This window comes from Dyella sp. (assembly GCF_051962475.1).
Taxonomy (GTDB): domain Bacteria; phylum Pseudomonadota; class Gammaproteobacteria; order Xanthomonadales; family Rhodanobacteraceae; genus Dyella_A.
Map to the genome: position 1 here is coordinate 182,519 of NZ_JBQCCF010000064.1, position 22,239 is coordinate 204,757.

The following is a 22,239-nucleotide window of genomic DNA, read 5'->3' on the forward strand; positions in this document are numbered from 1 at the left end:
GTCGAAGACCATGCTGCTGCACCTGCCCGCCGTGCTCGATCCCGCCGAACTGACCCAGTTGCAGCAGGCGCTGGATAACGCCGACTGGACCGACGGCCGCGAGACGGTGGGCGCGCAGGGCCGCGAGGTGAAGCGCAACCGGCAGTTGCCAGACGCTTCGCCGCTGCGCCATGCGCTGGCCGCGCAGGTGCAGTCGGCGCTGGCGCGCCATCCGTTGTTCCATGCCGCCACGCTCCCGCTGCGCATGCTGCCGCCACGCTTCAATCGCTACGAGGGCGGCGGCGAGTATGGCTTCCACGTCGACGGCGCGGTGATGGCGTTGCCCGACGGCAGCCAGCTGCGCAGCGACATCGCCGGCACGCTGTTCCTCGCCGATCCGGCCAGCTACGACGGCGGCGAGCTGATCGTCAGCGACACCTACGGCGAGCACGCGGTGAAGCTGCCGGCCGGCGACCTTGTGATCTATCCGGCCAGCAGCCTGCACCGGGTGGCGCCGGTGACGCGCGGCGCGCGGGTGGCGGCGTTCTTCTGGGTGCAAAGCCTGGTGCGCGACGAGCGCCGCCGCCGCACGCTGTTCGAGCTGGACCAGTCGATCCAGGCGCTGCGTGCCAGCCACGCCGATGCCGCGTCGGTACTGCAGCTCACCGGCGTCTATCACAACCTGCTGCGCGAATGGAGCGAAACCTGATCGCCGCACGCTGTTCCCTGCGCGCGGCAAGGGGCGGATAATCGGCGGCCTTTGTCGCTACGCGGTTTTGCAATGTTCGTACCTGGTCAACGCTGGATCTCCACCGCCGAACCCGAACTGGGCCTGGGCACCGTGCTGCGCGTCGAAGGACGCGGCGTGCAGGTGTTGTTCGCCAAGGCCGGCGTGCTGCGGCCCTACGCGATGGAGTCCGCGCCGCTGGTGCGCGCCGAATTCCGTCCCGGCCAGCGCATCGCCGGCAAGGGCATCTCCTTCCTGGTCGAACGCGTGGACGTGCGCGAGGGCCTGTTCGTCTACCGCGGCGAGGGCCGCGAGATGGAGGAAGGCCAGCTCGACGACGAACAGAGCGTGAGCCAGGCCGACGATCGGCTGATCGGCGGGCGCACCGATCCGGTGGCGCAGTTCGAGCTGCGCCTGGACGCCCTGCGTCGCCGCGCCGAGGCGCGCCGCTCGCCCACCTGGGGTCTGGCCGCCGCGCGCGTGGGCCTGGTGCCGCACCAGCTGCGCGTGGCCGGCATCGCCGCAGCGCGCCGTCCGCCCCGCGTGCTGCTGGCCGACGAAGTGGGCCTGGGAAAAACCATCGAAGCCGGCATGATCCTGGCCCGCCAGCTCGCCACCGGCCGCGCCACCCGTGCGCTGGTGCTGCTGCCGGACACGCTGGTGTATCAGTGGTTCGTCGAGCTGATGCGCCGCTTCAACCTCAGCTTCGCGATCTACGACGAAGAGCGCTGCGAGGCGCTGGAGCAGTCCGAGCCGGGCAGCAATCCGTTCGAGGACGAGCAACTGGTGATCGCCGACTTCGGCTTTCTGGAATCCTCGCCCAAGCGGGCGCAGCAGTTGCTCGATGCCGGCTGGGACCTGCTGGTGGTGGACGAGGCGCACCATCTGGAGTGGACGCCGGAAGCCGCCAGCCCGCGCTATGCGCTGGTGGAAAAGCTCGCCGCGCAGACGCCCGGTGTGATCCTGCTCACCGCCACGCCCGAGCAGCTCGGCCGCAGCGGCCACTTCGCCCGCCTGCGCCTGCTCGATCCGCAGCGCTACAGCGATCTGGACGCCTACCTGGCCGAGGCCGACACCTTCCAGGCGCTCTCGCAGGTGGCCGACCGCCTGCTCGAGAACCAGCCGCTCGACGTCGAGCAGCGCAGCATGCTGGCCGCCGCGCTGGCCGGCGACGCCGAGCTCACCGCGCAGCTGGCCGAGACGATCAAGCCTGAGCACGCGCGCGCCATCCTCGCCGCGCTGATCGACCGCCACGGCACCGGCCGCGCCATGTTCCGCAACCGCCGCGCTGGCATCGGCGGCTTTCCCAAGCGCGTGCCGGTGTGGCACTTGCTCGATCCAGATCTGCTGGACGACGGTGCGCGCCAGTCGCTGCTGGCCGAGTTCCATGCCGACATCCAGCAGCCCGCACCGATCCTCGCGCTGGATTACAGCGAAGATCCGCGCCTGCAGACGCTGGTCGACCTTCTCGAGAAACACCCCCAGGACAAGTTCCTGCTGATCTGCCGCAGCCAGGCCAAGGTGCTGGCGCTGGAAGAAGCCCTGCGCACGCGCACTGGCGCCGGTATTGCCCGCTTCCACGAGGGCCTGGGCATCATCCAGCGCGATCGCAACGCGGCGTTCTTCGCCCAGCCCGACGGCGCACGACTGCTGCTGTGCTCGGAGATCGGCTCGGAAGGGCGCAACTTCCAGTTCGCCCATCGCCTGGTGCTGTGGGACCTGCCGCTGGATCCGGACCTGCTCGAGCAGCGCATCGGCCGTCTCGACCGCATCGGCCAGCAGCACGACATTGCTATCCACATCCTGGCCGTCGAGGGAAGCGCCCAGCACGTGCTGGCGCGCTGGTACGACGAAGGCCTGGACGCGTTCCGCTCCAGCCCCGCCGACGGCCGCGAGTTGCTGCGCCGCTACGGCGAATCGCTGGCCGAACTGGCCGGCGAACACGCGCGCAGTGCCGACGGGCGCGACCAGGAACTGGACGCGCTGATCGCCGAGACGCGCGCCAGCCACGAAGAGCTGGCCGAGCTGATCCGCGCCGGCCGCGACCACCTGCTGGAACTGGCCGCCAGCCGCGACCTGCACGCCGAGGAGCTGAGCCAGGCGTTCCGCCGCGAGGACGTCGATCCCTCACGCGACGCCTTCGTGCAGCGCCTGCTGGAGCAGTTCGGCATCCACGCCGAAGAGCTCGGCCCGAAGGTGCTGCTGCTCGATCCGCAATACCTGTCCACCGACGCTCTGCCCGGCTTCGCCGACGGCCCGGTCTCGATCACCTTCGACCGCGAACTCGCCCTGGCGCGCGAAGAGTTGCCGCTGCTGCGGCTGGATCACCCATTGGTGCTGGGCGCGATGGATCTCACGCTCTCCGGCGAACAGGGCAACGCGGCGTTCATGGTGGACGACGTGCTCGGTCCGCGCAGCGCGCTGCTGCAGGCGGTGTACCTGCTCGAATGCGTCGCCGATCGCGGGCTCGATGCCGAGCGCTTCCTGCCCACTCTGCCAATCGTGATCACCATCGACACTCGCCTGGCCGAACGCGACGACTTCCAGCCCAGCGAGATCGCGCTGCGTAAGGCGGCCGACCGCACCATCGAAGTGGCCCGCTACCGCAAGTTCCTCAACAAGCTGGTGCCGCCGATGCTGGAGAAGGCCGAGGCAGCTGCCGGCAACCGCGCCGCGACGCACGTCGCCGAGGCCACCGCCCTGGCGACCGAAACGCTCGATGCCGAACTGGCGCGCCTGCACGCGCTGCGCGCGGTGAATCCGTCGATCAGCGCGGCGGAAATCGCCACCGTGCAGGCCGAACGCGACGCGCTGCTGGAGGCCCTGCCCAAGTCGCGTCTGCGGCTGGACGCGGTGCGCTTCGTGGTCAGCGCGGATTTCCTGGCGCTACGCTGAGCGTTCGCGCCGAAGCAGGCAAGAACGGCGGCCATCGGCCGCCGTTTCTTTTTATCCGAGGCATGCGTGATTCGCGCCAGGGCCACTTTACCCGTTCGCGCTGAGCGTAGCTTGCGCAAGCAAGCGAAGTCGAAGCGCCCGTGCCGCGACGCTCCAGCCATCCGGCATCAAGCGTCGACCTCGCAGACATTGGGATGTGTCCTAGCGCAGCAATCGCCGACGCGGCTTGATCGGAAAGCGCCCGCGCCAGTACTGGATCAGCAGCCAGCCGCCGAGCATGCCGCCCAGGTGCGCGAAGTGCGCCACACCCGGCATCCAGCCGAACACGCCCGAGAGCAGCTCCAGCCCACCGTAGAGAATCACGAACAGCCATGCCGGCATTGGAATCGGCAGAAGGATGAAGTACACCTTCTCGTGCGGGTACATCATGCCGAACGCCAGCAGCAGGCCGAAGATGGCGCCCGACGCGCCTACCGTGGGGGTCTCGAAGTCGTGCAGGAACCAGCGCAGCACCACCAGTTGCAGCAGCGAGGCCACCACCAGGCAGGTGAAGTAGTAGATGGTGTAGTGCCGTGCGCCGAACAGCCGCTCGATCTGCCCGCCGAACATGTACAGCGCCAGCATGTTGAAGGCGATGTGCGCAACGCCGCCGTGCATGAAGCCGTTGGTGACGATCTGCCACGGCTCGAACAGCCCGCTGCCCAGCGGCCACAGCGCCAGCCAGTCGATCAGGCCCGGCATCACCTGCTGCAGCAGGAACACCGCCACGTTGGCGATCAGCAGATTGCGGGTGACGGGTGGAAGCGAGATCGGCATGGGGTTTCCTTGGGGCTGCAGACGGCAGCGGCATCACAGACCGCGCGCCGCCCAGTCGGTTCGCTCGCGGGCAGCATCACGATCCACCGTAGGAGCCCGCTCGCGGGCGATGCTCTTCGACTTTGATGTGCATCAGGAGCAAGAGCACGCCCGCGAGCGGGCTCCTACACACATTCGGGTGTCAGGCGACCAGCGGCGTGGGTTGCAGGATCTCGATCCAGTAGCCGTCGGGATCCTTGATGAAAGCGATGTGCTTCATGCGGCCATCGGCCAGGCGCTTCTGGAACGGTACGCCCAGCGCCTCAAAGCGCGTGCAGGCCGCGTGCACGTCCGGCACCGTCACACACAGATGGCCGAAGCCTCGCGGCTCGCCGTTGCCATCGTGGTAATGGAAGTTCGCCTGCTGCTCAGTGCCGTGGTTGTAGGTGAGCTCCAGCACGCCGGGCTGGCCCAATACCCACTGCAAGCGCGCCGCATCGTCTTCGGGGATCGCCTCGCGATCGGCGCGCAGCACGAGGTAGTAGATGGTGAAGGCAGCCTCGGCGAACTCCTGCCGATGCACCGGCGTGAAGCCGAGCACGCGCGTGTAGAAATCCAGCGAGGCGGCGATGTCCTTGACACGGATCATCGTGTGGTTGAACACGTAGCCGTGGGTGGCGGCCTCGGGCTCGGCGGTGACGCCGGGCAGGTTCAGCAACGGGGCAAGCGACATGGACACTCCGGAAAACGCAGCGATACAGCCGCTGGACATGGGGCCACCGCTCGCCACGCGCAACCGGCTGCGCATGTGGTACGCGGGGCCCGGCGGGCAAAAAAAGGCCGCCCTGCGGCGGCCGTGTCGGATGTCGATGGATCGCCGGTTCAGCCCTTGCCGGGCACCGGGTCGATCTGCGCAATGCCTTCGGGCCGCTTGGCGCCAGCGAAATGGCGCGCCCAGTAGGCGTCGGCCAGGTTGTCCACGCGCACGGTCTGACCACGCGAGGGCGAATGGATGAAGCGGCCGTTGTCGATGTAGATGCCCACGTGCGAGATGCGCCCGCGACGGCCGGCGGTACGGAAGAACACCAGGTCGCCCGGCTGCATGTCCTTGCGGTTGACCTTGAGGCCGGCCAGGAACTGCGCGGCCGAATTGGATGGCAGGTGCAGGCCGACCGCGTGGGCGAACACGTAGCGCACAAAGCCGCTGCAGTCGAAGCCGGTGGACGGATCGCGCCCGCCCCGCACGTAGCGGATGTGGCGCAGGGTCATCGCCAGGTCGATCAGTGTCTTGCGCAGGTCGGTAACCGCATCCACCGGGGCCGTCTGCGTCGCGGACTGCAGCAGCGTCGACGGGTTCGCCGGCAACACCGACTGCGCCAGGCGGGCGGCCGGATTCACTAGCGGGATGGCGTCGGCAAGCGGAGCGGCCACGGTGTTCATCGGCAGCTGGGCAACCGGGGCTTCGTCGGCCTGCAGCGGGGCGGCAAACACGGCGATGGCCAGCGCGACCAGCGCGGTCAATGACTTCAGTGGCATGCGGGACGAACTCCCCTCACGAGCTGACGGACTTGCAGAACCCCGCGCCAGCACTCCGGCATCAGGACAACCCCGCGAAACTATCAAAGCGGCCTGATGTGTTTGTTGGATCAAGGTTAAGTGAACTCTGTCGACCACAAATGCGCCTTGGAGCTGTTCAGCCCGGCACACCGCCGCCGTGATTCAGTTCACGCTTGCCTGCCGGCCCCCGAAGATTGCGCTGCCAATGCGCACCTCGGTCGCGCCCTCGGCGATGGCCAGGGCGAAATCGCCGCTCATGCCCATCGACAGCCGGGGCAGCGCGTGGCCCTCGGCGGCCATGGCGTCACGCAGTTCGCGCAGCTGGCGAAAGCAGCGGCGCACCTCGGCGGTGTCGTCGGTGTGCGTGGCAATGGTCATCAGGCCGCGCACGCGCAACGTGTCGAAGCGGCGCAGGCCGGCCAGCAGGGCGGGCAGGTCCGCCGGGGCGATGCCGTGCTTGCTCTCTTCCGGCGAGGTCTTCACCTGCACCAGCGCGTCGATAGTGCGGCCCTCGATCTGCAGGCGGTGATCCAGCGCCTCGGCCAGCTCGATCCGGTCCAGCGTCTGAATCTCGTGCGCCAGGCGCGCCACGTCCTTGGCCTTGTTGGTCTGCAGCGGGCCGATGATCACCCACTCGATGGCGCAGTCGGCGAGCTGTGGCGCCTTCTCGCGCACTTCCTGCACGCGGTTCTCGCCAAAGCGGTGCAGCCCCAGCGCCGCCGCTGCTCGCACCACGTCGGCGCCGAAGGTCTTGCTGACCGGCAGGATGGCGACCTCGGACGGATCACGCCCGGCGTCGCCACAGGCCTTTGCGACACGATCACGGACGGCGGTCCAGTTGGCGGCGAGGTAGGAATAGTCCATGCGTGGGCTCTGCTGTTTGCTTCCTCTTCCGCCGGGAAAGAGAACTGAGATGAAGGACGCGCGCGCTGGATGATCAAAACGAAACGACGCGGCTGGTCCGACACCGCGGACTCCGGTCCCTCACCTACGCCCTCTCCCCGGTGGGAGAGGGCTCGCCCAGATCAGGCCTTCGCGCCCTGCGCGTAATGCTTGGCCACCACTTCGGCCACCACCATCGACACCTTCTTGCCGGTGGGGATGTGCAGGAACTCGTTCGGGCCGTGCGCGTTGGAGTGAGGACCGAGCACACCGGTGATGAGGAACTGCGCCTGCGGGAATTTCTCGCCCAGCATGCCCATGAACGGAATGGAGCCGCCCTCGCCCATGTAGGCCGCCGGCGCACCGAAGTAGTGCTCGGAGGCCTCCTTCACCGCTTCGGCCAGCCACGGCGAAAGCTGCGGCGCATTCCAGCCACTGCCGTCCTTCTCCACCTTGAAGCTCACCTTGGCGCCGTACGGCGGGTCCTTCTCCAGCAGCTGCTTGACGAATTCGCCGGCCTTGGCGCCATTGAGCGTCGGCGGCACGCGCAGGCTCAGCTTCAGCGCCGTCTGCGGGCGCAGTACGTTGCCGGCGCTCTCCAGCGCCGGCAGGCCGCCGGCGCCGGTCACCGCCAACTGCGGGCGCCAGGTGCGGTTGAGCACCAGCTCGACCAAGTCGTCGGTGACCGGCCGCATGCCCTCGACAAACGGGAACTTGTCGTAGATCGCCGTGCCCAGCACCTCAGTGGAAGCCTTGGCCTGCGCGATGCGCTCGGCGGGGATGTCCACATACAGCTCCTGCGGCAGGATCTTGCCGGTGGCCGGGTCTTCCAGCCGCGAGAGCAGCTCGCGCAGGATGCGGAAACTCGACGGCACCACGCCCGAGGCATCGCCCGAATGCACGCCTTCGTCCAGCACCTGCACGGTCAGCTCGCCGCCGGTCATGCCGCGCAGCGAGGTGGTGAGCCACAGCTGGTCGTAGTTGCCGCAGCCCGAATCCAGGCAGACCACCAGCGACGGATTACCGATGCGCTCGGCCAGATGGTCCACGTAATACGGCAAGTCGTAGCTGCCGGACTCCTCGCAGGCCTCGATCAGGATCACGCAGCGGCTGTGCGCGATGCCCTGCTCGCACAGCGCCAGCAGCGCGGCGAGCGAACCGAAGATCGCGTAGCCATCGTCGGCGCCACCGCGGCCATACAGCTTGTCGCCCTTGATCACCGGCTTCCACGGGCCGAGATCGTCGGCCCAGCCGGTCATCTCCGGCTGCTTGTCCAGGTGGCCGTAGAGCACCACGGTGTCGTCGCCCTCGCCAGGCACTTCGATGTAGATCAGCGGGGTGCGCCCTTCCAGCCGCACCACCTCCAGCGTGGCGCCGGGAAACGCGGCCAGCTTGCCGCGGGCCCAGCTCGACATCAGCTCGACCGCCTGGTCCATGTAGCCATGGGCGACCCAGTCCTTGTCGAACATCGGCGACTTGTTGGGAATGCGGATGTACTCCACCAGCTGCGGCACGATCTCGTCGTCCCACAGGCCGCTGACGAATCGGGAAAGGCGGGTGGTATCCATCGGCAACTCCAAAGCCATAGCAAAGGGCGGCATTGTATCAGCGCCCTCAATGCCCCCTGCCGGCACTGACGTCGCAGTCAGCTCAGGCGCACAGGCCGGCCGGGTCGGACAGCAGACAGTGCACGGCCTGCACCGGCATCCTCCAGGCGACCAGCGCGGGCACAGTGGTCGCGCCAATCACGGCTCCAGTCATGCATCACGGAGGATCGCCATGCTTCGTTCCCTGTTCGCCGCTGCGCTCGCGCTGGCTCTTGCCCTGCCCGCCTTCGCCGCTACCCCCATCAACATCAACAAGGCCGATGCGGCCGCCATCGCCAGCTCGCTCGACGGCGTGGGCGAAGCCAAGGCCAAGGCGATCGTCGCCTGGCGCGATGCGCACGGACCGTTCAAGACGTTGGATGACCTGGCCCAGGTCAAGGGCATGGGCCAGGCCACGCTCAAGCGCAACAGTGACGCCATCCAGTTCAGCGGCAATGCCGCCGGTGCACCGGCCAAGGCGCCCAAGGCAGCCAAAGCCAAGAGCAGGGCCAAGGCCAGCGCCAAGTAATCCCCCAAGGATTCGCCAGCCCAGGGATGGGGCGGCGTTGCGGGCGCCTGATCGCCCGCAACGCTTGCGCTACACTCCGGCGCGCCCGATCCGGGCCCAGCTCGCCGCGTCCACCATGATTGTTCCGCGTTACCGCATCGCCGCGTCCACCATCGGCGGCGCCGGCCAGGGCCTGTTCCTCGACGAGGCAGTGCGTGCCGGCAGCATCATCACGGCGCCGGACGCGATCGAGCGCACCTGGCGCCACGACGAATTGGCCACTTCACCGGAACTGGCGCCCCTGCGCTACGCCAGCGCCCGCTGGTTCGAGGATCGCTACACCGTCTCGCCCGACTGGCCGGACGAGTGCTACGTCAACCACAGCTTTTCGCCCACTGGCCTGTGGCACCTGGGTTTTATCTTCGCGCTGACCGACCTTGCCGCAGGCGCCGAGGTCACGGTGGACTACCGCCACCTGTTGCCGCCCGGCGAGGCGGAGGATTTTGTCGATTCGGCCACCGGTGAGACAATTGTGGGCTTCGCCTGGGAGGACGCCCTGGCCTCAAGTACGCAAGCGCTCAGCCGATTGCTGGATAGCCGTCGCTGACAACCGAATGGCCATGTCCGACATTCCCACCATCGAAACCGCCCGCCTGCGCCTCACCGCGCTCACCGAGCGGCACTTCAACGACTACGCCGCGATGCTGGCCGACCCGGACAGCACCCGCTGGATCGGCGACGGGCAGCCGCTGGACCGCACCAACGCCTGGCGCTCGCTGGCCATGCTGCTCGGTCACTGGCAGCTGCGCGGCTGTGGCATGTGGGCGCTGGAGCTCAAGGACACCGGCGAATTCATCGGCCGCGCCGGCCTGATGTTTCCCGAAGGCTGGCCAGGGCTGGAGCTGGGCTGGATGCTCAAGCCCGAACACCGTCACCACGGTTACGCCACCGAGGCCGGAGCCGCGGTGCTGGACTTCGCCTGGCATACCCTGCACGCCCAACGCGTGATCAGCCTGGTGCGCATCGGCAACGAGGCCTCCGACCGCGTGGCCGAGCGCCTCGGCGGCGAGCACGTCGAGAACATGGACTTCTACGGCTGCAACACCCACGTGTTCGCCTACTACCCGCCGATCCGCGAGCCGCGCCGCGCCTGGGCATGAACGTCGGGCCGATCCCGGTCGAAACATGGCCCGACGGCCCGCCATTCAGCGGCGATGGGGCGATGCGTTCCCTCAGCGGCACCCTCACTGGCGCCGCGTCGCAAACGCCCGATGACTGGCACTGGCAACTCGCCCTGCACGCGCTGGAAGCCGGCGCTGAATGGGCCGCGGACTTCACGCAGGCAACCCAGTTCACGGCGCTCGATGCGCCGTTGAACGTGCGTCAGGCCGATGGTCAGATGCGGGTGCTGCTGCGCCTGCAGGTGACGCATCTGGCCGCGGCCGAGCGCGCGCACGCGCTGGAAGCCACCCGCGTAGTCAGCCTGCGCCGGCGCGCCGGGGTCTCCGCCGAGCTCATCGCGCGGCCGCTGCAGGGCCCGATGCTGATTCCCTCGGAAGCCCGCTGGCTGGCGTGGCTGCTGGCCGGACGCGCCGAACTGCAAGGCAGCGACGCCCGCTGGCCGCTGCCGGTCGATCGACCGATGTGGTTGCCCCACGTACCGGGCCGGCGCTGGCGTCTGGACGGCGGTGGGGAGGTGCTGCTGCTGCGCATCGACGAGGCCGGCGAACCCACCGCGACGCTGGATATTCGCAACTGACGGCGACGCCGGCGCAGGATGCCGGCATCGTCGTGATCGGCCTCAAAGCGCCGGCGGCAGGCCTCCGCCGCGGCGCGAAGGCACCAGCGATCCGGCCACCCGGGCCAGCGTGAACACGCGCGCGGCGTGCATCCAGCCGGTCACCGCCACGGCCAGCTGGCTGATCAGCAAGGCCAGCACGAAACCGCCTACGCCCAGCGCCGGCGTGCGCACCCGCCACATGCCCAGGGCCAGCGCGATGGCCAAGCCGATCGCGCTGATCACCACCACGCTCAACAGAGTGCTCAGCGGGCGGCGTAGCAACTGCATCACGCCGCGCCCCAGAGCGCGCGTGGCCGAGCGCAGCCCCACGTCGGCGACGAACGCTGCGCGCGCGGACTCCACCACCGACTGCGCCAGCACGAACACCACGCCCAGCACCCACAGCGCGGCGTGCTGCGCCGCCTGCGCCTGCGATTCCAGCGTGGCCGCTTCGGCGTGCTTGCGCGCCACCGACATCGCCATGCCGGCCACGCCGAACATCACCGCATACGGCAACAGCGACCACAGCATCAGTCGGAACATCCGTCCGTACTCGATCAGGCCGCTCTGCAGCAGATGGCCAAACCCCAGCGCGCGACCGGCGCGGCCGGCTGCCACCACCATGCCGTGCAGCAGCGGAAGCAGCACCACGGTGACCACCAGGCCGGCGATGCCCGCCCCGCTCAGCCAGCCGCTGTTCTGGCCCAGCTGCATCATCACGTCGCCAAACATCATGGCGTGGAACGACTGCGCCCACGCCGCAGCGTGCACGGAGTGATCGAGCAGGCCACCGAGCGACTTCCACAGCGGCAGGCTGACCACCGCCGTGGGCAACAGCAACAGCACCACCCACAGCAGCAGCAGCCGCCACTGCATGGCGGCGAACGGAGCGGTCACGAGCGAGCCGAGGTCCACCCGGCGCGAATTCATCCTGGCCATCAGAGGGTCCCCAGCAAGGAGTAGAGGTTCTGCAGCAACGCGGCGGCATCGGCCGCCCAGCGGCGGGCGGCGCTTCCGTTCGGTTTGCTGGCGTAGCTGTCGTTGAGCTTGTTCGCGTCCAGGTACATCGTCTGCGCGGGATCGAGCTCGGCGGACACCACCTTGGACGGTTTGGTCACCACGAAGCGCACCCAGCGGCGGGCGTCGTTCCAGCGCAGATCCTCGTGACTGCCGTCGGCATAGGTGAGGCGCAGCGTCTGCGGCGCGCCGGCGCCGTAACGGCGCACCGTGACGGTGCTGCGCCAGGGGAACGGACCCTCACCGGGCTTGGCCTTGGGGTGCGCCTTCTTCCAGTCGGAGCGCTGCTTGTCGAGTTGCTTGTCCAGTGTCGCCGCGTCGGTCTCGGTGCGCTGGCCGTTGGCCAGCATCGTGCCGGCGAGCGGCGTCACCTCCTCGGTGTCGATCGCGGTGACCGCGTCATCCACCCAGGCGGTGCCGTAGGCCACCTGGTCGAACACCTGGTTGACCACGTCGGGCTTGCCGGAGACGTCGATCAGCGTGGCGCGCAGATCGGCCACCGACGGATGACGGAAGTGCCAGCGCCGGTAGTACTCGCGGAAGGCCTTCTCCATCACGTCCTTGCCCAGCCGCTCTTCCAGGTCGTGCATCGCCGTGGCGGTGCGCGAATACACCGTGCCGTAGCTGGACGAGGACAGGCGATCCCACGCGTTCTCGCCGATCGGATCGGCCGGCTGGCGCAGGCCGGCGGTGAGACGCTCCTGGGTAAAGCCGTCCATCGAGGGCGTCACGCCCAGCCAGTTCATGAGCGGCGTGGACAGGTCGATGCCCTGCTTGCGCTCGCGCAGCATGCGCTGGTCCCAGTACTCGTTGAGGCCTTCATCCAGCATCGGCTCCTCGAACTCGTTCGAGGCGAGCAGGCCATAGAAATAGCCGTGGCCGAACTCGTGGATGGTCACGAAGTCGATCGCGTACTGGCTGATCGTGCCGGGGTCCACCTCGCTGTAGCCCTCGGCGGTGAAGAACGTGGGGTACTCCATGCCGCCGGCTTCGCTGGCGTTGTACGGCGGCACCACGGCGGTAAGCGTCTTGTACGGATACGCGCCCAGCGTCTGGGAAAAATAGCCCAGCGAATCGATGCTGGCCTTGAGCACCGGCTTGGCGCTGGCCTCGTACTCGGGCGGATAGATCACCCGCACCGCCACCTTCGGACTGCCGGCGCCTTCGTACGTGCCGTCCAGCGTCTTGTAGCCCTTGGCCGCGACCCAGGCGAAATCGTGCACGTCACCCTGGACGAAGTGGTACGTGGTCTTGCCGCCCTCGCTCCGCGGCTGGCCCTGCAGCTCGCCCACTGCACCGACGGTGTAGTCCGACGGCACCGTGAGCTTGACGTCGTACAGGCCGAAGTCCGCATAGAACTCGCTGTTGAAATGGAACTCGTGGCAGTTCCAGCGCACCTCGGTGGCGCCACGCTCGCCCGGCAGCTCCAGCACGCCGATCTTGGGGAACCACTGGCCGACCAGGTTGAAGTCGCCGAACCAGCCGGTGCGCTCTACTACCCGCGGCAGCTGACTGAGGAAGTCGATGTCCAGCGTCAGCGTGCCACCGGCCGGCACCGGCTGGGCCAGGTCGACACGCACCACGCTGCGGTCGGTGGCCGGGCCGTGGTCCGGCTGCACGAAACTCACCTTCAGGTCGGTGTCGGCCTGACGCACGCTGTTGAGGTCGATCCAGCCCCACTGGCCTTTCTTCAGGCTGGCGTTACCGCGCGATTGGCCGTGCGCCGTGAGCACCGCGCGCTCGGTGAAGAACGTGCTTCCCTCATTGGCAAACGCATTGAGGTACAGGTGCATGTAGATGCTGCGCACCTCGCGGTCGCTGCGGTTGCGCCACTGCAGTTGCTCCTTGCCGTGCACCGCATGTTTGGCGGCATCCAGTTCCGCGTCGATGCGGTAGCTGACCACGCGGTCAGACAGCGTCGCCTCGCTGCCGTTGCGCTCACCGCCCCAGGCACCGGACGCGCTGGGCACGGGCACCGCCGCGGCATCCGGCGCCGCCAGCGGAATCGGTGCGACGGGCGGCGGCGCGACGCTGGTGGCCGACGCCGGCGCGGGAACCACGGCCTGCTGGGCGGGCGCGCACAGCGGCCATGCCAGCAGGAACAGGGCGGGCAGCAGCCCGCCGGATCGCTTCGAAATCGCCATGACTCCCCCTGTGGACAGGCAATGCGCCAGACTGGAGCAAGCCCGGGATACCGGCAAGACCCCCTGCCAAAAGTCACGAAGGCATCGCGAAAGGTGCAAGATGTTTCGATGCAACTTTGCCCGGATGGCGCCGGTCTGAGCGCGCTCCACCCGGCATCGGCCCTTTCCTCCCCAACGCCCCGCCACCATGCGCATCCTGATCGCCGAAGACGACCCCGCCATCGCCGCCGCCATCACCGCCTCGCTGCGCCAGGGCGGCCATGCGGTCGACCACGTCACCAGCGGCGCGCAGGCCGACACCGCCCTGCGCGACGGTGCGCACGACCTGCTGGTGCTCGACCTGGGCCTGCCGGCACTGGACGGCAGCGAAGTGCTGCACCGCCTGCGCCAGCGCGGCTCCGGCGTGCCGGTGCTGGTCATCACCGCGCGCGAGGGTCTGAATGAGCGCGTGCGTGTGCTCGACCTCGGCGCCGACGATTACCTGGTCAAACCGTTCGCACTGGCCGAGTTCGAGGCCCGCGTGCGGGCCCTGCTGCGCCGTTCCGCCAGCAAGGGCGCCACCGAGCTGCGCATCGGCCGCCTGCGGCTGGACGTGCCCGGCCACCGCGCCTGGGTGGACGAACAACCGCTGGAACTCACCGCGCGCGAATTCGGCCTGCTCGAAGCGCTCGCCAGCCGGCCCGATCGCATCACCAATCGCGCCCAGCTGGTCGAGGCGCTGTGCAACTGGGACCAGGAGCTCACCGACAACGGCCTGGATATCGCCATCCACCGCCTGCGCCGCAAGCTGCACGGCAGCGGCGCCAACGTGCGCACCGTGCGCGGGCTGGGCTATCTGCTGGAGGAGAGCGCCGATGCGTGACGGCCGCACGCGTCGTCCCAGCCTGCGCCGGCGGCTGCTGCTGCTTCTGCTGCTGCCGATGCTGATCCTGCTTACGATCGACGCGGTGGTCACCTACGGGGTAGCGCTGAACTACTCCAACCGCGTGCACGATGCCGACCTCGCCGACGACGTCCGCACGCTGGCGCAGATGTTCCGCTCGGGCAAGGTTTCCGGCGACCTGCCCGCCGAGGCGCGCTTTCTGATCGAGTACGACCCGGACAGCCACAACTACTACACCGTGCGCAGCAGCCTGCGCGGGTTGCTCAGCGGCAACGGCACCTTTCCCGAACCGCCGGTGCCGGCCCCGGACGCGGCGCCGGAGCTGTTCTACTCACGCCTGTCCGGGCGCACCCTGCGCGCCGCTTCGCTCAGCCTGCGCGCGCCCGACAACCCGGCCGACGTGCTCACCGTCACCATCGCCGAGACCTTGCACGATCGCCAGCAGCGCGCGCGCGAGATCCTGCTGCTGGCGGTGCCGATGCAGACCATTCTGATCCTCGGCGCGCTGTCGCTGATGTGGCTGGGCATCAACCGCGGGCTGCGCATCCTCGAGCCGCTGACCGACCGCCTCGCCGCGCGCGAACACGAGCTGGAGCCGATCACCGGCGAAGACGTGCCGGTGGAGATCCTGCCGCTCACCCACACCATCGACGGCCTGTTCGAGCGACTGCGCGCGGTGCTGTCGCTGCAGGAACGTTTCATCGCCGACGCTGCGCATCAGTTGCGCACGCCGCTGGCCGGCCTGCGCCTGCACGTCGATCGCGCCCGCGCTGCGCAAGATGCGGCCACCGTGCACGACGCGCTGGATCACATCGACCAGCTCACCCAGCGCACTGCCCGCACCTCCACCCAACTACTCGCGCTCACCCGCGCGCAGAGCCCGTGGACGGAGCGTTCGTCGCACGTGCCGGTGGACCTGGGGCGACAGATCCCGCAGGCCGTGGGCCAGCGCGTGCCCGAGGCGATCCGCGCCGACATCGACCTGGGCTACCACGGGCCGGATGGCCCGGTGTGGGTGCTCGGTGACGCGCCGGCGCTGCAGGAGCTGCTGGACAACCTCATCGACAACGCGCTGCGCTACGCCGGCCGCGGCGCACGCGCCACCGTCACGCTGCTGCCCCTGCCCGACGGCGGCGTACTGCTGCAGGTGGAAGACAGCGGCCCCGGCGTCCCGGCCGAGGTGCTCGAACGCCTGGGCGAGCGCTTTTTCCGCGCACCCGATGCGCCGGCCGGCGGCACCGGGCTGGGCCTGGCGATCGTGCAGCAGATCGCCCAGCAGCACGGCGCCCAGGTCGCCTTCGGCAACGCGCCGAACGGCGGCCTGCGGATCGGTGTGCAGTTCCCGGCACCTGCGAAAAGTTGATGAAACCCTGGGCGTGGAAACTTTCGACATGACGCTGCCCTCCCCCCGCCTGTCTCGCACGCCCATGCTCCACGGCGACCGCTACGCCGCCCACGCCGGCCTCGCTGCCGACCTCGCCCGGCAAGCCGCGGACCGGCACTGAAATGACTCCTTCAGGCGCCCGTGGCGCACGCGCAACGCTCGCCGGCGTGCTGGCCGCCCTGCTGCTGGGCGGCTGCAAGGGCATCGACATGCCCAAGCTCAACCCACCGGTGCCGGCGCAGTGGCGCCACCAGGCGAACGTGGAGGCACCGCCGGCCGACCTGCGCGGCTGGTGGCACGCTTTCCACGATCCGGCACTCGACACCCTGGTCGACACCGCCCTCAAAGACAACCTCGACGTGGCGCAGGCCAAGGAACGGCTGCTCGCCGCCCGGGCGATGACCCGCAGCGCCGACGTCGCCTACCTGCCGCGCCTGCGCGCCAAGACCGAGGACGCGATCGACCCCGACGCCAGCGCCTCGTTCTTCGTCGCCGGCTTCGACGCCACCTGGGAGCTCAACCTGTTCGGCCGCGGCACCGCCACCCGCCGCCAGGCGCGCGGCCAGCTCAACGGCAGCGCGGCCAGCCTGCAGCAGGTGCGCGTGACGCTGGTGGCCGAGGTGGTGCGTAACTGGCTGGAACTGCGCGCGGCGCAGCAGCGCGAGACCACGTTCACCGCCATCCGCGACGACCGCCACCGGCAGTGGGAGCTGCTGCGCACCCGCGCACGGCTGCAACTGGCTTCCACGCGTTCGGTGGATGAGGCCGAGGCCGCGCTGGCCCAGGCCGACGCTGCGCTGGCCGGGCCACGCGGCGCCGTCGACGCCGCAGCGCAGCAGCTGGCCGTGCTGCTTGGCCGCAACGAACCCGATCCAGCCTGGCTCGCCGCCGCGCCGCTGCCGGCGCTGGGCGACACCACGCTCACCCAGGCGCCGGCCGACCTGCTGCGCAGCCGCCCGGACATCGCCCGCGCCGAAGCCGACGTGCTCGCCGCTGCCGGCGACGCCGGCGTGGCGCGCGCCGACCTGTATCCGCGCATCGGCCTCGGCGGATCGCTGGTGTGGTCGACCAACCTCACCACGCACCGGCGCACGCGCGACAACGCGCTGCTCTCCGCCGGCCCGATGATCGACATCCCTTTGTTCGACTGGGGCGCCCGCGAGGCCGAGCTGCACGCCCGCAAGCATGACCTCGAGGCCAGCGTGTACACCTATCGCCAAGCGGTGCTGCAGGGCGTGGCTGAAGTGGAAACCGCGCTGGGCCAGCTCGAACAGCAGCGCCAGCGCGAAGCGCGCACCGCCGATGCACAGCGCGCACTGAGCCGCGCCGCCCAGGCGGCCGATGTCCGCGTGCGGCTGCACCTTGCCTCACCGGCCGAAGCGCTCGACAGCCGGCTCGCGCTGGCCCAATCGGCGATCGACCTGACCGACGCCACCGTGGCGCGCGACCTGGCCTTCGTCAGCCTGTACAAGGCGCTCGGCGGCGCACCGCTGCCGGACACCGCCAGCGACAGCAAAACTGCGGACGCGCCCTGATGGTCGCGCTCGCCCGCAAGACATTGATCTACGAATGGCGCCGGTTCCTGCCGGCGATCCTCGCGGTGGGCTTCGCCGGTCTGCTGCAGTTGCTGCAGGCGGCGCTGGTGCTGGGCATCTTCGGCAGCGCCAGCGTGTACATCACCGGTTCCACCGCCGATCTGTGGGTGGGCTATCCGGGCACGCAGAGCGTCAACCTCGGCCGCGCGATCGATCCCGACGTGGAAATGCGCCTGCGCATGGACCCCGAGGTCAGCCAGGTCGAGCCGTTCCTTTGGATCGACGCCGACTGGCGCGGCGCGCACGACACCGGCGGCGAGTCGGTATTCGTCTCCGGCATCGATCCGCGCGCCGAGGGCCTGATGTTCTCGCGCACGCTCCCGCCCGCGCTGCGCGCACGACTGGCCGAGCCGGATGCGGTGATCGTCGACCGCGCCGACATCGACAAGCTCGGCGTGGCGATCGGCGACCACGCGGTAATCAACGGCCACCGCGTGCGCGTGGTCGGCGTGAGCAGCGGCCTGCGCGCGCTCGGCGGCGTCAACGTGGTCAGCTCGCTGGACACCGCGCGCCGGCTCGACACCGATCCCACCGACGCTGGCCGCCCCACTTACCTGGTTGCCGCGCTGCGCGATCCGACCAGCGCCGAAGCCGTGGCGGCCCGCCTGCGCGGCGACCGCAGCTTCGGCCCCTACGACGTATGGACGGCCAAATCGTTCGCGCGCCGCTCGGTGCTTTACTGGATGCTCGACACCGGCGCCGGCGCCGGTGTCGTATTCCTGGCCGGCATCGTATTCCTGGTCGGCGCGGTGATCACCAGCCAGACGCTGATGGCCGCGGTGGCCGGCTCGGTGCGCGAATACGCCACGCTCAATGCGCTGGGCGTGGGCGTGGTCAACCTGCGCTGGGTGGTGCTGGAGCAGGCATTCTGGGTGGGTGCGATCGGTCTGCTCGGCGCCACTGGCCTGGGCGTGCTGCTGCTGGAACTGGCGCGCAGCCAGGACGTACCGTTGGTGCTGAGCATCCCGATCACACTGCTGTGCGTGGTACTGGCGATGGCGCTGGCCGCCGTCTCCGGCTTGGTGGCGATGCGCAGCCTGCGCCGCGCCGATCCGGCGAGTCTGCTGCGATGAGCGCGCTCGCCCACTCCGCCACCGGCCCCGCGCTGCACGCCGAAGGCATTGCCAAGGCGTTCGTCTCCGGCAAGGTGCGCACACAGGTGCTCGACGGCCTGTCGCTGAGCATCGACGCGGGCGAACTCACCTTGATCTCCGGCCCGTCCGGCTGCGGCAAGAGCACCCTGCTGGCGATCCTCAGCGGCCTGCAGAAGGTGGACGCCGGACGCGTTACGGCGCTGGGCAGCGAGTTGGGCCAGCTCGACAGCCGCGCGCTGGAGCGCTTTCGCCTGCTGCACACCGGCTTCGTGTTCCAGGGCTTCAACCTGTTTCCAGCCCTGAGCGCGCGCGAGCAGGTGGAGCTGCCGCTGCACTACCTCGGGCTGTCGCGCCAACAGACGCGCGAGCGCGCCGCGCAGTCGCTGGAGGAAGTGGGCATGACCCCGCGCATGCAGCTGCGCCCGAGCGAACTGTCCGGCGGCGAAAAGCAGCGCGTGGCGATCGCCCGCGCGCTGGCCAAACAGCCGGAACTACTGTTCGCCGACGAGCCGACCAGCGCGCTCGACGCCGCCAACGGCCAGATGATCATCGACATCCTCCACCGCATCGCCCGCACCCACGGCACCACCGTGCTGTGCGTCAGCCACGATCCGCGGCTGATCCGCCACGCCGATCGCGTGCTGGCGATGGAAGATGGCCGCATTCTCAGCGACCGGCGCCCCGCGCCGCCGGCCGCCATGGACACAGGAACCGCGTCATGAAACCGCTGCGCCTCGCCGCCCTCGTCGCCGCCCTGCTGCTGGCCGCCGGCTGCTCGCATGATTCGCCGCCGCCCGCCGCGACTTCCACTGCCGCCGCGTATGCCGCGGTGGCGCGCGGTCGGGTCGACGTGGAAGGCGGCCTGCTGGTGCTCGGCACGCCGCGCGACGGCACGCTCACCAGCGTGGCCGTGCACGAGGGCGACCGCGTGAGCAAGGGCCAGGTGCTGGCCACGCTCGATCCCGCGCCGGCCCAGCTGCAGTTGCAGGCGGCCGAGGCCGAACTGGCCCAGGCCAAGGCGCAGCGCCAGCTGCTCGACGGCAAGCTGGCGGCCATGCGCGTGCAGGCCCAGCGTCTGGCCGACGCGGCCAAGGCCGGAGCGGGCGACGGTCAGAGCGCCGATGCGGCGGCGGCCAGCGCCAACGAACTGGTCGCCCAGCAGGCCGCCGCCGATGCGGCCGTGGCTATGGCCACGCAGAAGCGCGACGAGGCCCGTTACGAACTGGGCCTGCGCACGCTGCGCGCGCCGGTCGATGCGCGCGTGGTGCGCGTCGCCGCGCAGACCGGCGCCAGCGTGTCGACCACCGTTGGCGGCCCGCTGTTCACCCTGCTGCCACTCACCCCGCCGATCGTGCGCGCGGAGCTGAGCGAATCCTTCGTCGACGCGGTGAAGGTGGGCATGCCGGCCACGGTCAGCGCCGACGGCGGCGGCAACAGCACGCAGAACTGGCCGGCACACGTGCTGCGCATCGGCAGCGTGGTCGGCCCGTCCACGCTGGAAGACGACCCGCAACTGCGCGCCAATGCCCGCACCGTGGCCTGCGTGCTGGCCTTCGACGCCCCGCCGCCGGCCGACGTGCGGGTGGGCCAGCGCGTGCTGGTGCGATTCGGCGCGCCGGCGGCACCGGCCGCACCGACGAAAGCTCGCTGACAAGAAATTGCGGTCACCTCTACTGCGTCATCCCCGCGAAAGCGGGGACCCACTGCCAAGAAGCGAAAATGGATCCCCGCTTTCTCGAGGATGACGAGCAAAAACTACGGGCTGCGACCAGGCCGCCCGCTTGAGCTATGGAAGCCAAGGCAACACCCACCGCCCCAGGATGTCCCGATGATCCAACCCACCGACTTCATGCTTGAAGGTGACCGCCGCGGCGTGCTGCTGATCCACGGCCTTACCGGCACGCCGATGGAGATGCGCCTGCTCGCCAAGGGCCTGAACAACGCCGGCTTTACCGTCTACGGCATGCAACTGGCCGGCCATTGCGGCGACGTCGAGGACCTGCTCGCCACCGGCTGGCGCGACTGGTACGCCAGCGTAGAAGCCGCCGCCGACAAGCTCATGCAGCACGTGGACCACCTGTTCGTGGGCGGCCTGTCGATGGGCGCGCTGCTTTCGCTCAAGCTCGCCGCCGAACGTCCACAGCAGGTCGCCGGCGTGGGTGTATACGGCGCCACATTCCGCTACGACGGCTGGAGCATCCCGTGGACGGCGCGACTGTCGTTCCTGTTGCCGCTGGTGAAGAAACTCGGCCTGGGTCGCCACCGCGTGTTCGAGGAGCAGCACCCCTACGGCCTGCGCGACGAACGTCTGCGCAACCAGGTCGAGGCGGCCATGCGCTCGGGCGACAGCACCGTGGCCGGGCTACTCGGCAACCCGTGGCACTCGCTGGCCGACCTGTACCAGCTCTCCACCCACGTGCGCGGCCTGCTGCCCCGAGTGACCTCGCCCTGCCTGGTCGCCCACGCCAGCGAGGATGACGTGGCCAGCGTGCGCAACGCCGAAACCGTGCTGCGCGGCGTAAGTGCGCCCACCGAGCTGCTGCTGCTGGAGAACAGCTACCACATGATCACCATCGACAAGGAACGCCGCACGCTGATCGAGCGCTCCGCGCGCTTCTTCGACGCCATCGTGGCCGGCCGCACCGCCGACCGCGCGGCGGCCTGAGGCATCGCATGCCCCTGCTCACCATCGTTCTGTGGCTGGCCAACGTGGTGCTCGACACCGGCGGCCAGCTCGCCTTCAAGGCCGCCGCCGGCGACCGCGACGCGGGCGACGGGCTCGCCCGCTGGAAATACATGGCCGCGCGCCCGTGGTTGTGGATCGGCGTGGGCTGCTACGTGTTCGAGTTCCTGGTGTGGATCGCCTTCCTCTCGCTGCTGCCGCTGTCCGAGGGCGTGCTGCTGGGCTCGATCAACATCGTGGCGATCATGGTCGCCGGGCGATTCCTGTTCGGCGAAAAGCTCACCCGCCTGCGCGTGGCCGGCATCCTGCTGGTGAGCCTGGGCGTGGCGATCGTGGGAGCCGGCGCATGAGGCGTTTCTATCTGATCGGCTTCGCCCTGCTGATGGGCTTCGACACGCTCACGCAGATCTCCTTCAAGCTCGCCGGCAACCACGCCCTGCCGGTGGAAGCGAACCTCGCCTGGCTGCTGCGCCTGTTCGGCGAACCGTGGGTATACGGCGCGGTGCTCGGCTACCTCGGTGCGTTCTTCACCTGGATGAGCCTGCTCAAGCACGCGCCGATCGGCCCGGCGTTCGCGGCCTCACATCTGGAAGTGATCAGCGTGATGCTGCTCTCGATGTGGCTGTTCCACGAGCCGCTCACCGCCACCAAGTTGCTCGGCGCCGCGGCCATCCTCGCCGGTATCGTCTGCCTGGGCCTGGCCGAGCGCGAGGCCGCGCCGCACGAAAGC

The 22,239-nt window shown here is 69.4% G+C and carries 22 protein-coding genes; 15 read left to right on the top strand and 7 right to left on the bottom strand.

The annotated features are described in order from the left end of the window. Positions 1-10: 10 nt before the first annotated feature. Entirely contained in the window at positions 11-688 is a 678-nt protein-coding gene (locus tag ACTHJF_RS14330; RefSeq protein ID WP_440267707.1) for a Fe2+-dependent dioxygenase, read from the top strand. A 72-nt stretch (positions 689-760) separates the two neighbouring features. Further along, positions 761-3,601, top strand: a complete 2,841-nt coding sequence (rapA, locus tag ACTHJF_RS14335; protein ID WP_440267708.1) for an RNA polymerase-associated protein RapA — start codon at positions 761-763, stop codon at positions 3,599-3,601. A gap of 201 nt (positions 3,602-3,802) precedes the next feature. Here rapA and ACTHJF_RS14340 read toward each other — a convergent pair whose 3' ends face one another. The 5 genes from ACTHJF_RS14340 to ACTHJF_RS14360 form a co-directional block, all read right to left on the bottom strand. Next, on the bottom strand, positions 3,803-4,417 hold the full coding sequence (locus ACTHJF_RS14340) for a rhomboid family intramembrane serine protease (protein ID WP_440267709.1): 615 nt from the start codon (positions 4,415-4,417) through the stop codon (positions 3,803-3,805). Between the two features lie 181 nt (positions 4,418-4,598). Then, positions 4,599-5,129, bottom strand: a complete 531-nt coding sequence (gloA, locus tag ACTHJF_RS14345; protein WP_440267710.1) for a lactoylglutathione lyase — start codon at positions 5,127-5,129, stop codon at positions 4,599-4,601. Positions 5,130-5,278: 149 nt separating this feature from the next. Then, a complete protein-coding gene (locus ACTHJF_RS14350; RefSeq protein ID WP_440267711.1) occupies positions 5,279-5,932 on the bottom strand; it encodes a C40 family peptidase in 654 nt (217 codons plus the stop codon). Between the two features lie 183 nt (positions 5,933-6,115). Then, the gene (locus ACTHJF_RS14355) at positions 6,116-6,817 is read right to left on the bottom strand and encodes a YggS family pyridoxal phosphate-dependent enzyme (protein WP_440267712.1); all 702 of its coding nucleotides are present in this window, start codon (positions 6,815-6,817) and stop codon (positions 6,116-6,118) included. A gap of 161 nt (positions 6,818-6,978) precedes the next feature. Beyond that, positions 6,979-8,403, bottom strand: a complete 1,425-nt coding sequence (locus ACTHJF_RS14360) for a M20 family metallopeptidase (protein ID WP_440267713.1) — start codon at positions 8,401-8,403, stop codon at positions 6,979-6,981. 211 nt (positions 8,404-8,614) lie between these two features. Between ACTHJF_RS14360 and ACTHJF_RS14365 the strand changes: the two genes are divergently transcribed. From ACTHJF_RS14365 to ACTHJF_RS14380, 4 genes are all read left to right on the top strand, one after another. Further along, a complete protein-coding gene (locus tag ACTHJF_RS14365) occupies positions 8,615-8,950 on the top strand; it encodes a ComEA family DNA-binding protein (RefSeq protein WP_440267714.1) in 336 nt (111 codons plus the stop codon). 115 nt (positions 8,951-9,065) lie between these two features. Next, entirely contained in the window at positions 9,066-9,536 is a 471-nt protein-coding gene (locus tag ACTHJF_RS14370; RefSeq protein ID WP_440267715.1) for an SET domain-containing protein-lysine N-methyltransferase, read from the top strand. 13 nt (positions 9,537-9,549) lie between these two features. Further along, the gene (locus ACTHJF_RS14375) at positions 9,550-10,089 is read left to right on the top strand and encodes a GNAT family N-acetyltransferase (protein WP_440258162.1); all 540 of its coding nucleotides are present in this window, start codon (positions 9,550-9,552) and stop codon (positions 10,087-10,089) included. Beyond that, a complete protein-coding gene (locus tag ACTHJF_RS14380) occupies positions 10,086-10,688 on the top strand; it encodes a hypothetical protein (protein ID WP_440267716.1) in 603 nt (200 codons plus the stop codon). Before ACTHJF_RS14375 ends, ACTHJF_RS14380 begins: the two co-directional genes overlap by 4 nt. Positions 10,689-10,730: 42 nt before the next feature. Here the strand turns inward: ACTHJF_RS14380 and ACTHJF_RS14385 are convergent, their stop codons facing one another. After that, positions 10,731-11,648: a hypothetical protein gene (locus ACTHJF_RS14385; protein ID WP_440267717.1), complete on the bottom strand. Its 918-nt coding sequence runs from the start codon at positions 11,646-11,648 to the stop codon at positions 10,731-10,733. Continuing rightward, positions 11,648-13,870 carry a M1 family metallopeptidase gene (locus ACTHJF_RS14390; protein WP_440267718.1) on the bottom strand — a complete coding sequence of 741 codons (2,223 nt, stop codon included), beginning with the start codon at positions 13,868-13,870 and terminating at the stop codon, positions 11,648-11,650. The genes ACTHJF_RS14385 and ACTHJF_RS14390 overlap by 1 nt, the downstream gene beginning before the upstream one ends. Positions 13,871-14,057: 187 nt before the next feature. Between ACTHJF_RS14390 and ACTHJF_RS14395 the strand changes: the two genes are divergently transcribed. From ACTHJF_RS14395 to ACTHJF_RS14435, 9 genes are all read left to right on the top strand, one after another. After that, the gene (locus tag ACTHJF_RS14395; RefSeq protein WP_440267719.1) at positions 14,058-14,732 is read left to right on the top strand and encodes a response regulator; all 675 of its coding nucleotides are present in this window, start codon (positions 14,058-14,060) and stop codon (positions 14,730-14,732) included. Further along, positions 14,725-16,116 (top strand): sensor histidine kinase N-terminal domain-containing protein, encoded by a 1,392-nt coding sequence (locus ACTHJF_RS14400; RefSeq protein ID WP_440267720.1) that lies wholly within the window; start codon positions 14,725-14,727, stop codon positions 16,114-16,116. The genes ACTHJF_RS14395 and ACTHJF_RS14400 overlap by 8 nt, the downstream gene beginning before the upstream one ends. Before the next feature lie 143 nt (positions 16,117-16,259). Then, positions 16,260-17,672 (top strand): efflux transporter outer membrane subunit, encoded by a 1,413-nt coding sequence (locus ACTHJF_RS14405; protein ID WP_440267721.1) that lies wholly within the window; start codon positions 16,260-16,262, stop codon positions 17,670-17,672. Next, a complete protein-coding gene (locus tag ACTHJF_RS14410) occupies positions 17,672-18,805 on the top strand; it encodes an ABC transporter permease (protein WP_440267722.1) in 1,134 nt (377 codons plus the stop codon). Before ACTHJF_RS14405 ends, ACTHJF_RS14410 begins: the two co-directional genes overlap by 1 nt. After that, the gene (locus ACTHJF_RS14415; RefSeq protein WP_440267723.1) at positions 18,802-19,548 is read left to right on the top strand and encodes an ABC transporter ATP-binding protein; all 747 of its coding nucleotides are present in this window, start codon (positions 18,802-18,804) and stop codon (positions 19,546-19,548) included. Before ACTHJF_RS14410 ends, ACTHJF_RS14415 begins: the two co-directional genes overlap by 4 nt. Further along, positions 19,545-20,477, top strand: coding sequence for an HlyD family secretion protein (locus ACTHJF_RS14420; protein ID WP_440267724.1), 933 nt, complete (start codon positions 19,545-19,547; stop codon positions 20,475-20,477). Before ACTHJF_RS14415 ends, ACTHJF_RS14420 begins: the two co-directional genes overlap by 4 nt. A gap of 177 nt (positions 20,478-20,654) precedes the next feature. Next, positions 20,655-21,491 carry an alpha/beta hydrolase gene (locus tag ACTHJF_RS14425; protein ID WP_440267725.1) on the top strand — a complete coding sequence of 279 codons (837 nt, stop codon included), beginning with the start codon at positions 20,655-20,657 and terminating at the stop codon, positions 21,489-21,491. Between the two features lie 8 nt (positions 21,492-21,499). Continuing rightward, complete coding sequence (locus tag ACTHJF_RS14430) at positions 21,500-21,859, top strand: hypothetical protein (RefSeq protein ID WP_440258141.1); 360 nt, start codon at positions 21,500-21,502, stop codon at positions 21,857-21,859. Beyond that, on the top strand, positions 21,856-22,239 hold a 384-nt coding region (locus tag ACTHJF_RS14435), incomplete at its 3' end, for a DMT family transporter (RefSeq protein WP_440267726.1). The genes ACTHJF_RS14430 and ACTHJF_RS14435, both read left to right, overlap by 4 nt.

Bases quoted from the DNA above. Each gene is read 5' to 3' on its own strand.
- ACTHJF_RS14330 (WP_440267707.1), top strand. From the start codon at position 11: ATGCTGCTGCACCTGCCCGCCGTGCTCGATCCCGCCGAACTGACCCAG.
- rapA (WP_440267708.1), top strand. From the start codon at position 761: ATGTTCGTACCTGGTCAACGCTGGATCTCCACCGCCGAACCCGAACTG.
- ACTHJF_RS14340 (WP_440267709.1), bottom strand. From the start codon at position 4,417: ATGCCGATCTCGCTTCCACCCGTCACCCGCAATCTGCTGATCGCCAAC.
- gloA (WP_440267710.1), bottom strand. From the start codon at position 5,129: ATGTCGCTTGCCCCGTTGCTGAACCTGCCCGGCGTCACCGCCGAGCCC.
- ACTHJF_RS14350 (WP_440267711.1), bottom strand. From the start codon at position 5,932: ATGCCACTGAAGTCATTGACCGCGCTGGTCGCGCTGGCCATCGCCGTG.
- ACTHJF_RS14355 (WP_440267712.1), bottom strand. From the start codon at position 6,817: ATGGACTATTCCTACCTCGCCGCCAACTGGACCGCCGTCCGTGATCGT.
- ACTHJF_RS14360 (WP_440267713.1), bottom strand. From the start codon at position 8,403: ATGGATACCACCCGCCTTTCCCGATTCGTCAGCGGCCTGTGGGACGAC.
- ACTHJF_RS14365 (WP_440267714.1), top strand. From the start codon at position 8,615: ATGCTTCGTTCCCTGTTCGCCGCTGCGCTCGCGCTGGCTCTTGCCCTG.
- ACTHJF_RS14370 (WP_440267715.1), top strand. From the start codon at position 9,066: ATGATTGTTCCGCGTTACCGCATCGCCGCGTCCACCATCGGCGGCGCC.
- ACTHJF_RS14375 (WP_440258162.1), top strand. From the start codon at position 9,550: ATGTCCGACATTCCCACCATCGAAACCGCCCGCCTGCGCCTCACCGCG.
- ACTHJF_RS14380 (WP_440267716.1), top strand. From the start codon at position 10,086: ATGAACGTCGGGCCGATCCCGGTCGAAACATGGCCCGACGGCCCGCCA.
- ACTHJF_RS14385 (WP_440267717.1), bottom strand. From the start codon at position 11,648: ATGGCCAGGATGAATTCGCGCCGGGTGGACCTCGGCTCGCTCGTGACC.
- ACTHJF_RS14390 (WP_440267718.1), bottom strand. From the start codon at position 13,870: ATGGCGATTTCGAAGCGATCCGGCGGGCTGCTGCCCGCCCTGTTCCTG.
- ACTHJF_RS14395 (WP_440267719.1), top strand. From the start codon at position 14,058: ATGCGCATCCTGATCGCCGAAGACGACCCCGCCATCGCCGCCGCCATC.
- ACTHJF_RS14400 (WP_440267720.1), top strand. From the start codon at position 14,725: ATGCGTGACGGCCGCACGCGTCGTCCCAGCCTGCGCCGGCGGCTGCTG.
- ACTHJF_RS14405 (WP_440267721.1), top strand. From the start codon at position 16,260: ATGACTCCTTCAGGCGCCCGTGGCGCACGCGCAACGCTCGCCGGCGTG.
- ACTHJF_RS14410 (WP_440267722.1), top strand. From the start codon at position 17,672: ATGGTCGCGCTCGCCCGCAAGACATTGATCTACGAATGGCGCCGGTTC.
- ACTHJF_RS14415 (WP_440267723.1), top strand. From the start codon at position 18,802: ATGAGCGCGCTCGCCCACTCCGCCACCGGCCCCGCGCTGCACGCCGAA.
- ACTHJF_RS14420 (WP_440267724.1), top strand. From the start codon at position 19,545: ATGAAACCGCTGCGCCTCGCCGCCCTCGTCGCCGCCCTGCTGCTGGCC.
- ACTHJF_RS14425 (WP_440267725.1), top strand. From the start codon at position 20,655: ATGATCCAACCCACCGACTTCATGCTTGAAGGTGACCGCCGCGGCGTG.
- ACTHJF_RS14430 (WP_440258141.1), top strand. From the start codon at position 21,500: ATGCCCCTGCTCACCATCGTTCTGTGGCTGGCCAACGTGGTGCTCGAC.